Origin of the sequence: Halorubrum sp. SD626R (assembly GCF_001261915.1) — an archaeon.
In the GTDB taxonomy this organism is placed as follows: Archaea; Halobacteriota; Halobacteria; order Halobacteriales; family Haloferacaceae; genus Halorubrum.
Genome location: NZ_CVRT01000012.1, coordinates 1 through 7,693, shown reverse-complemented (window position 1 = coordinate 7,693; position 7,693 = coordinate 1). Strand labels below are relative to the sequence as shown.

At 69.1% G+C, this 7,693-nt stretch carries 8 protein-coding genes; 4 read left to right on the top strand and 4 right to left on the bottom strand.

Going from position 1 to position 7,693, the window contains the following annotated elements:
* From SD626R_RS00555 to SD626R_RS00545, 3 genes are all read left to right on the top strand, one after another.
* The coding region (locus SD626R_RS00555) for an isocitrate lyase/PEP mutase family protein (protein WP_092562037.1) at window positions 1–698 on the top strand (698 nt) is incomplete at its 5' end.
* A gap of 211 nt (window positions 699–909) precedes the next feature.
* On the top strand, window positions 910–1,707 hold the full coding sequence (locus SD626R_RS00550; RefSeq protein WP_092562034.1) for a hypothetical protein: 798 nt from the start codon (window positions 910–912) through the stop codon (window positions 1,705–1,707).
* 80 nt (window positions 1,708–1,787) lie between these two features.
* Complete coding sequence (locus tag SD626R_RS00545; protein WP_241996680.1) at window positions 1,788–2,099, top strand: hypothetical protein; 312 nt, start codon at window positions 1,788–1,790, stop codon at window positions 2,097–2,099.
* Window positions 2,100–2,185: 86 nt separating this feature from the next.
* Here the strand turns inward: SD626R_RS00545 and SD626R_RS16625 are convergent, their stop codons facing one another.
* Both SD626R_RS16625 and arcS read right to left on the bottom strand, forming a co-directional pair.
* Window positions 2,186–2,350, bottom strand: a complete 165-nt coding sequence (locus tag SD626R_RS16625) for a DUF7838 family putative zinc beta-ribbon protein (RefSeq protein ID WP_176697240.1) — start codon at window positions 2,348–2,350, stop codon at window positions 2,186–2,188.
* A 450-nt stretch (window positions 2,351–2,800) separates the two neighbouring features.
* On the bottom strand, window positions 2,801–4,603 hold the full coding sequence (gene arcS, locus SD626R_RS00540) for an archaeosine synthase subunit alpha (protein WP_092562028.1): 1,803 nt from the start codon (window positions 4,601–4,603) through the stop codon (window positions 2,801–2,803).
* Between the two features lie 104 nt (window positions 4,604–4,707).
* On the opposite strand from arcS, the gene SD626R_RS00535 reads away from it, so the two are divergent.
* Window positions 4,708–5,154 (top strand): pyridoxamine 5'-phosphate oxidase family protein, encoded by a 447-nt coding sequence (locus tag SD626R_RS00535; protein ID WP_092562025.1) that lies wholly within the window; start codon window positions 4,708–4,710, stop codon window positions 5,152–5,154.
* 5 nt (window positions 5,155–5,159) lie between these two features.
* Here the strand turns inward: SD626R_RS00535 and tgtA are convergent, their stop codons facing one another.
* Both tgtA and SD626R_RS00525 read right to left on the bottom strand, forming a co-directional pair.
* Window positions 5,160–6,677: a tRNA guanosine(15) transglycosylase TgtA gene (gene tgtA, locus SD626R_RS00530; protein WP_092562022.1), complete on the bottom strand. Its 1,518-nt coding sequence runs from the start codon at window positions 6,675–6,677 to the stop codon at window positions 5,160–5,162.
* 80 nt (window positions 6,678–6,757) lie between these two features.
* The gene (locus tag SD626R_RS00525) at window positions 6,758–7,534 is read right to left on the bottom strand and encodes a Nif3-like dinuclear metal center hexameric protein (RefSeq protein ID WP_092562018.1); all 777 of its coding nucleotides are present in this window, start codon (window positions 7,532–7,534) and stop codon (window positions 6,758–6,760) included.
* Between the last annotated feature and the right edge of the window lie 159 nt (window positions 7,535–7,693).

Here is a 7,693-nt window from a genome sequence, read left to right as displayed (position 1 = left end):
ACGAGAAGGCCGGCGTCGCCGCCGTCCACATCGAGGACCAGACCTCGCCGAAGCGGTGCGGCCACATCGCTGGCAAGCGGATCGTCTCCCGCGAGCAGGCCCGGTCGCGCTTCGAGGCGGCCGTCGACGCCAAGCAGAGCGAGGACACGGTCATCATCGCCCGGACCGACGCCTACGGCTCCGCCAACGGTGACTGGGAGGAGCACCTCGAACGCGGCCGGATCTACGCCGACGCCGGCGTCGACCTCGTCTGGCCGGAGATGCCCGACCCGTCCCGCGAGGACGCGGTCGAGTACGCCGAGACGATCCACGAGACCCACCCGGACCTCGACCTCGCGTTCAACTACTCCTCGTCGTTCGCGTGGAGCGAGGAGGAGGACCCGCTCACGTTCGCGGAGCTCGGCGACCTCGGCTACCAGTACATCTTCATCACCCTCTACGGGCTCCACTCGGGCGCCCACGCGGTGTACGAGGACATGAAGAACATCGCCGAGAACGACGAGCGGGCCCAGTTCGAGTTAGAGGACCGTTACCTCGGCCACGAGACGGAGAGCCACCACGAGCTCTCGTTCGTCCCGCGGTACCAGGAGGTCGAGGCTCGCTTCGACCCCGAGGCGTCGGCCCGACACGAGGAGTCGGCCGGCTTCACCGACGAGGAGCGCGACCCGATCACGGCGAGCGAGAGCGACGACGACTGATCGGACCGGGCGCGGCCGTCGGATCCACTCGACTGCGACATTTTTTGATGCGTTTTCTGTCGGAGGTTTTGTCGCGTGATACTTCTGCGCGAATCGTAGTCGACGGAGAGATCGTCTCGGTCACCGCCGAGCGGAACTATGTCACTCTATAACACTAAACTCGCTTTAATTGTCACGTATGTATAACACGATAGCGAGCGTTCGATCGCGTATGGACCGACGCCACCTCGTCGCTGGCTTACTGACGGTCGTCGTCGTAGTCGTCGCTTCCGTCGCTTTCATCTCCGTTTGGTCTGTCCCCTCCGGACCTCTCGACGCCGACCAAGCGTATCCCCCTGGAGCGGGACCGGATCAGATCAACTTCTCGGATCTCGACGCCGGTGACGCTAACCTCACGCATACGCCCCGTACACACTGGGAATCGTACGCCATTCGCTATTCGGCACCCCCCGAGCGTCGACTCGTAGAGGGCGAGTACTACATCAACTCCCCGACGGGAGAGATCCTCGCCGACCGCTGGCACGACGCCGAAGTGTATCGCAACGGGACGGAATACGCGTTCTTCCAACCCGCAGAGAGCCTCCCCGAGCACCAACGCGAGCAGTTCGCTTCGGACCCGCAGTTCGCCTACGAGGACGCGACCGACGCGTACTATCGGTACGACCCGCACTACGGCCAGATCGCGCCCACGAACATCGGTCGGCACACGATGCTCCTCGATTCATACCATTGGGAGGCGGTCAACAGGACGACGCATCATGGTGTTCCGATCATCACGTATCGAGCGACCGGCACGCGCTCGGACTCCGGAGCGCCACCGCTGATCAACGGAACGCTCCGACTCGGCGTCGAAGACGGTCTCCTCTACGGGTACGACATCACGCGGGACGCGGACGAGCGTCCGTATCGCTACACGTACAGCGTGGAGCGCGCACCGTTTCCGGAGCACGAGTGGGTAGACACGGCCCGTGATCTGGCGGCGAACGCCACGAACAGTAATTCGAAATGAGACGTCGTTCCTTCCTCCGGAGCACGATTCCTCTCTGCGTAGGGTTGGCCGGCTGTTCGGGGTCCCTCTCCGATTCCCCGATGCTCTCCGTGGTCGTTTTCAACCATTCCGAGAGCCCCTACACGATCGAGGTGACGCTTTCACGACCAGCGAGGGACGGTTCCAGAAGCGACGCTCGGGTGTTTTCGGGACAGATCGATGTCGAGCCAGACGGGCAAACCGCCCGTGACGACGTTGCTGAAAAACGGCGGTACCTCGTGGAGTACAGCGTCTTCGAGGACAATAGCAGCCTGACAGATCAGGACCACGTCCACTACTATCCCGGTGACGAGGACGAGAGCGGTACGCTGGCGTTCGATATCGATCCGTCGGGGACCATGACGCGCAGATAAGCGATTTGCGCTTCAGCGACCGGCCGTCTCGGTATAAATAGTCTTACTTCGTTCGGCTCAGACTCGGAGCAGAACCTCTGCCGCCTTCAGGCCGGCAGCGTGTCGATACCGTCGATCTCGACGTAGCCGTAGCCGCACTCGGGACAGCGCCACTTCGTCTTCTCGCCGAGGTGGAGGGTCATCGCCGCGGTTCGGTAGAACGACTGAGTCTCGCCACACGAGGGGCAGTCGACGTTCTTTTCGAGCGCCATGCCCGCGGATCGGTCCGGCGCGGTTTTGAAGCTACTGATTCACCGATCGTACGAGGAATCCGTCGACCGTTTACGAATCACCGTCCGTACGTCGCCGCCGGACATCTCCAAAGCCCCAGCCGCTCGGCTATAATTTGCTGACTCTGGATCTCCGGTGAACACCTCCGAAGCCCCAGCCGCGAGGACGGCGCACGCTCGCTGCGCGCCTCACTCGGTCACTTACTTCGTTCGCTCCCTCGTTGCGGTGCTTGCGTCGCCTGCGCCGTCCTCGCGGCTGCCCCTTTGAGTCCCACCCGCCCGCACAGCACCGCACCTCATCCCTCCCCAGCCTCGCGGTTCGCGCTCTCGGAGCGCTCACCGGCTCCCTCGCGCGTGCGACGAGCAGCCTGTCGGCTGCTCGTCGGCACGCGCCACCGCAGATAAGTTGTAGACGGTCGTCGCGCCTAATCGCTACTTCTCGTCGACGTGGCGGACCTCGCTGGCGACGCCGCGCGTCGAGTCGACCATCTCCGGCCCGGACATCTCGGCGCGACCGACCGCGAACGCTTTCGGCCCCTCGATGACGACCTCGTCGCCGACGCGGATGTCGTCGTCCGCGTCGACGACGCCGGGCGCGAGCACGGAGCCGTGCGGGACGAACGGGTCGATCTCGACGCGCTTGGTCGGTGCGTCGCTCTCGACCCACCGGCGCGCGCCGGCGAGGGTGAACGAGAGGGTGCCGTACTGCGGTACCATCGTCGCGAGCTGCTCGCCCGGCTCCCCCTCTCGGCCGGCGTCCGGGTCGTCGCCCCACACCTGGAGCTTGGGGTAGCGGCCGGTGGTCCGAATTGACGCCTCGCCCGGCCCGCCGAACAGGTCGTCGCCGGCGCCGTCGCCGAGCAGGTAGTCGGCGAGCGCCCGGACGGTGTTGTGCTCGCGCTCGCGCTTGCTGTAGGCGGGCTCGCCCTGGAGGGCGGCGTTGAGCTCCCCGAGCGACTCGTCGCTCGTCGGGTGGCCGACGCAGGTGTACTCGAAGGGAACGTCAATCTCCGGGTCGCGCTCGACCCGTTCACAGATCTCGCGGTAGCCCTCCTCGGGGACGTGCGCGACGACGCGGGCGTAGTCGTTTCGTTCGATGTATCGCCGTAACACCTCGGCGACGAACCCGATCTCGTCCTCGCTCCAGTCGCCGGTGACGACCGCGTCGTAGTGTTGCGCGGGGTAGGTCGTCTCCAGTTCCTGGGGCACCACGCCGATCGGGGAGGTCATCGAGACGGTGTGGCCGCGCCACTGGATCGCGTCGTGGAACTGGCGGTGGCTCTGGGAGTCGCTGTACGGCTTCGTGGCCGAGCAGGGCACCAACACGAGCGGCTGGTCGGTGAACCGGTTCCGGTACCGGCTCGTGACGCGGTCGGCGAACCGCCGGATCTCGACGCGGTCCAGCGTCTCCGCGCTCGCCGCGGTCACCTCGGCGTCGCGCATGAGTGGCGTCCGCTCCTCCAGGTAGCCCCACTGGTCGTCGAACTCGCGGAACGCGGCCGTGAGCCACCCCTCGTGGCGGGCCTGCCCCTCGACGTAGTCCCGCAGGCGACCCGCCCGGATCCGCTCGCGGACGCGCCGGAGCTCGGCGCGGAGCGCGTTGACGTTGTGGTCGGCGCAGTCGGCCCGGGTGAACTCCTCGCGGGGGCCGGCGCAGGCGGGACAGGCGCACGGTAGCTCGTCGAGGTCCTCGAGGAAGTGCTCGGCGTCGGCGGTGAGATACATCCCCTGCGTCCCCTTCGTCCGCGCGAGCGTCGCGTCCACGAGGTCGACGCCGGCGTACGCGAGCAGGGCGACGTTCAGCGGCGTGGCGACGCCCGAGAGGAACAGCGCGGTGTCGGCCGGGAGCGCCTCCTTCGCCGACACGATCGCGTCGCGGAACGCCTCGCCGTGGCCGACGACCCCAGACGCGTCCGAGAGCAGGTACGCGTCGGCGCCCACGTCGCGGGCGCTCTCGCTGTCGACGACCGCCGCGGCGGGGTAGCCGACGTCGGGGTGATCGACCGCGAACGACTCGCGGACCTCCTCGCGGGTCCCCGCGGGGAACGAGCGGTGCGGCAGGACAGTCAGCGCGGCGTCGTCGCCGTCGGGGACCTCCCGGTCGCCGGCCCAGAGGCTGCCCGCGTCCTCGAGGAACGGGTCCGCGAGCGCCGGCGTCGTCACCGGCTCGGCGAGCCGCAGCTCCCCGAGTCGGGCGGCGCCGTCGCGCTCGTGGACCTCGAAGTGGTCGGTCATACGTCCCCTCGCGCGGGGACGGTCAATTCTCTTGTGTTCCGCGTCGCGGCCGTCGAGACGGGGGCGGCCGCAACCGTTAGGCCGGACCCGACCGAAGGGATCGCATGGACCCGTCCGGCCCCTGGGACCGCGACCGCGTCGACGAGTTCCTGGCCGACGCGCGCGTGCCGGTCCGGCTCGGCTGTCGCACGCCCGCGGACGACCCGTGGATCGTCTCGCTGTGGTTCTCGTGGGACGGCGCGGTCAACTGCGCGACGAGCGCCGACGCCGACCTCGTCTCGTTCCTCGCGCACGACGACCACGTCTCCTTCGAGATGTCGACGAACGACCCGCCGTACAAGGGAGTTCGGGGTCACGGCCGCGCGACCGTGTCGCCGGACGCGGACAAGGAGCTGCTCCGCGCCCTGTTGGAGCGCTACCTCGGCGGCGTCGACAACCCGACCGGGAACCGGCTCCTCCGCCCGGAGCGCGAGGAGGTCCGGATCCGGATCGAGCCGGAGCGGCTTCACACGTGGGACTACTCGGCGCGGATGGGGTCGGGAGACGAGTAGCCCCGTTACCCCGACCGCCCGAGCGTCCGCAGGTCCTCCGTCTCGACGCGGTCGGGGACGGCGTCGAGCGCCGCCTCGGACCAGCCGTCGTGGCCGAGTGTAATCTCGGTGTCGGGATTTGCCGACGCGAGCGCGGCGACGCCCTCGGCCGCGGCGACCCGCGCGGCCTCGTCGAGCCGCTCCGGAACCTCCGCGGTGAGGGGGTACGTCTCCGAGAGCGCCCGCGGGAAGGGGCCGAGCGGCGGCTTCACGCGCCACACCGCGTCGTAGTCGTGCGTCGAGGGCGCGTTCGACTCCGTGAGCAGCAGGCGGTCTGGGACCTCCAGCCGGGCGAGCCGGTCGCGGTGACGGCGGATCTCGGGGCGCCGGGCCGACTCGTGGGAGGTGTAGAAGAACGCGTCCTTCGAGACCGGGTCCGTGCGCTCCAGCTCGTCGGCGTGGTCCAGCAGGGCCCGGTAGCCGTCGAGCATCGCGGGGTGGCCGCGGGCCCGGCGGTCGACCAGTTCGAGGAGGTTGCCGGACCGGATCGCGGCCTTCACGCGGCGGAGCTCCTCGAAGGTGACGTGGAGGTTGTGCTCGGCGAGCAGTCGCTCGGCGGACGCGTCGGCGCCGCCGTCCCCCTCCCCGTCGCTCCCCTCCATCTCCCGAAGCTCGGCGGGCGTGTGCTCGGCGCAGACCGGACACGAGCAGGGGAAGTACTCCATTTCCTCTAAATGTTCGGTGCCGGATACCGTGAGGTAGCGCCCGTCGCGCGCCATCAGCGCGTAGGCGGCCGAGTCGAAGAGGTCGCAGCCGGCGGCGACCGCCAGCGCGAGCATCATCGGGTGGCCCGCGCCGAACAGGTGGACGGGCGCGTCCGGGTCGAGCCCGCGCTTCGCGGCCCGCACCGCCTCGACGACCTCGGCGTAGCGGTAGGAGTTGAGCAGCGGCACCATCGCGCCCACCGGGAACACGTCGAGGTCGGTCTCGGTCGCGTGTCGCCCGGCTTCCTCCCGGAGGTCCGGGAACGTCGAGCCCTGCACGGGCGCGTTGACGAGCATCTCCCCCGTCTCCGCCGCCTCCGCGTCGGCGAGGGCGCGCTGCGTGGTCTCCAGCTCCCGCTCGGCGCGCTCGCGGTCGACGTCGGGCGGCGTCGGCACGTCGACGGGGGTCGCCACGTCGCTCCCGATCTCCCGCTGGAACTCGACGATCTCCTCGGTGGTCACGTCGATGTCGCCGTACTCGGCGAGCTGGAAGGAGCCGGAGTCGGTCATGATCGCGCCGTCGAACTCGAGGAAGTCGTGCAGACCCTCCGCCAGCACCCGGTCGCGGATCCGGTCCGTGCTCCGGATGATGTAGGAGTTGGTGATCAGCATCTCCGCGCCGAACTCCTCGCGGAGCCGCGACGGCGCTATCGTGAGCACGTTGGGGTTGACGACCGGCAGCAGCGCCGGCGTCTCGACCGTGACGCCGGCGCGGGGGACCTCCAGCCGGCCGATCCGCCCGGCAGCGTCGTGGTCCCGAATCTCGAAGTGATCGCGCATACCCGAGGTGGGCGGACGCGGGCGGTAAGGGTTGCGTTCGGGAGGCACCGGGCCGGAGCCCTCCACGGCTCCGGTCGGACTCAGAGCCCGGTCGGATGGCTCACGTACTCCGTCTCCAGCCCCCACTCCGCCGACAGCGATTCGAGGGACCGCACCCCGAACGTCTCGGTCGCGTAGTGGCCCCCGAGGAACACCGTGATCCCGGCCTCCCGCGCGTCGTGGTAGACCTGTTGTTTCCCCTCGCCGGTAATCAGCGCGTCGGCGCCCGCCGCGACCGCCTCGTCGAGCCAGTCGACGCCCGAGCCGGTGACGACCGCGACGCGCTCGATCTCTCCGGGGCCGAAGTCGAGGACCCGCGTCGACGACGACTCCCCGTCCGGCTGCCCCTCGAAGCCGTCGAGCGTCTCGCGGATCGACGCGGCCGACCGGGGCGCGTCGAGCCCGCCGATCGTCCCGATCGTGACCGGTCCGATCTCGCCGAAGGCCTCCCGGTCTCTGACGCCGACCGCGTCGGCGACTCCGGCCGCGTTGCCGAGGTCGGGGTGCCCGTCCAGCGGGAGGTGCGAAACGTAGAGGGCGAGGTCGTTCTCGATCAGCGCCTCAATCCGGTCGTAGGTCGACCCGGTGACGCGCTCGATCCCGCCCCACGAGATCCCGTGGTGAACGACGAGGACGTCGGCGCCCGCGTCGGCCGCGGCCTCGATCGTCGCCTCGGCGGCGTCGACCGCGAAGGCGACGCGCTCGACCTCGGCGTCGTTGGGACCCACCTGGAGCCCGTTCGCGCTGGCGTCGACGTCGGCGTACGCCGCCGCGTCGAGCTCCTCGTCGAGCCGCTCCGCGTACTCGGAGAGCTGCATACCGATCCGTGGATCGGCCGGTGAATAAAGAGCGACGGTTCGTCCGGATCGGCTCCGATCGCAGCTGAGCCCGAACCGTCCCTCAACGATTTATAACTATCTCCTGCGGTGGCGCGTGCCTGCGAGGCCGCCTCGCGGCCGAGCAGCACGCGCGAGGGA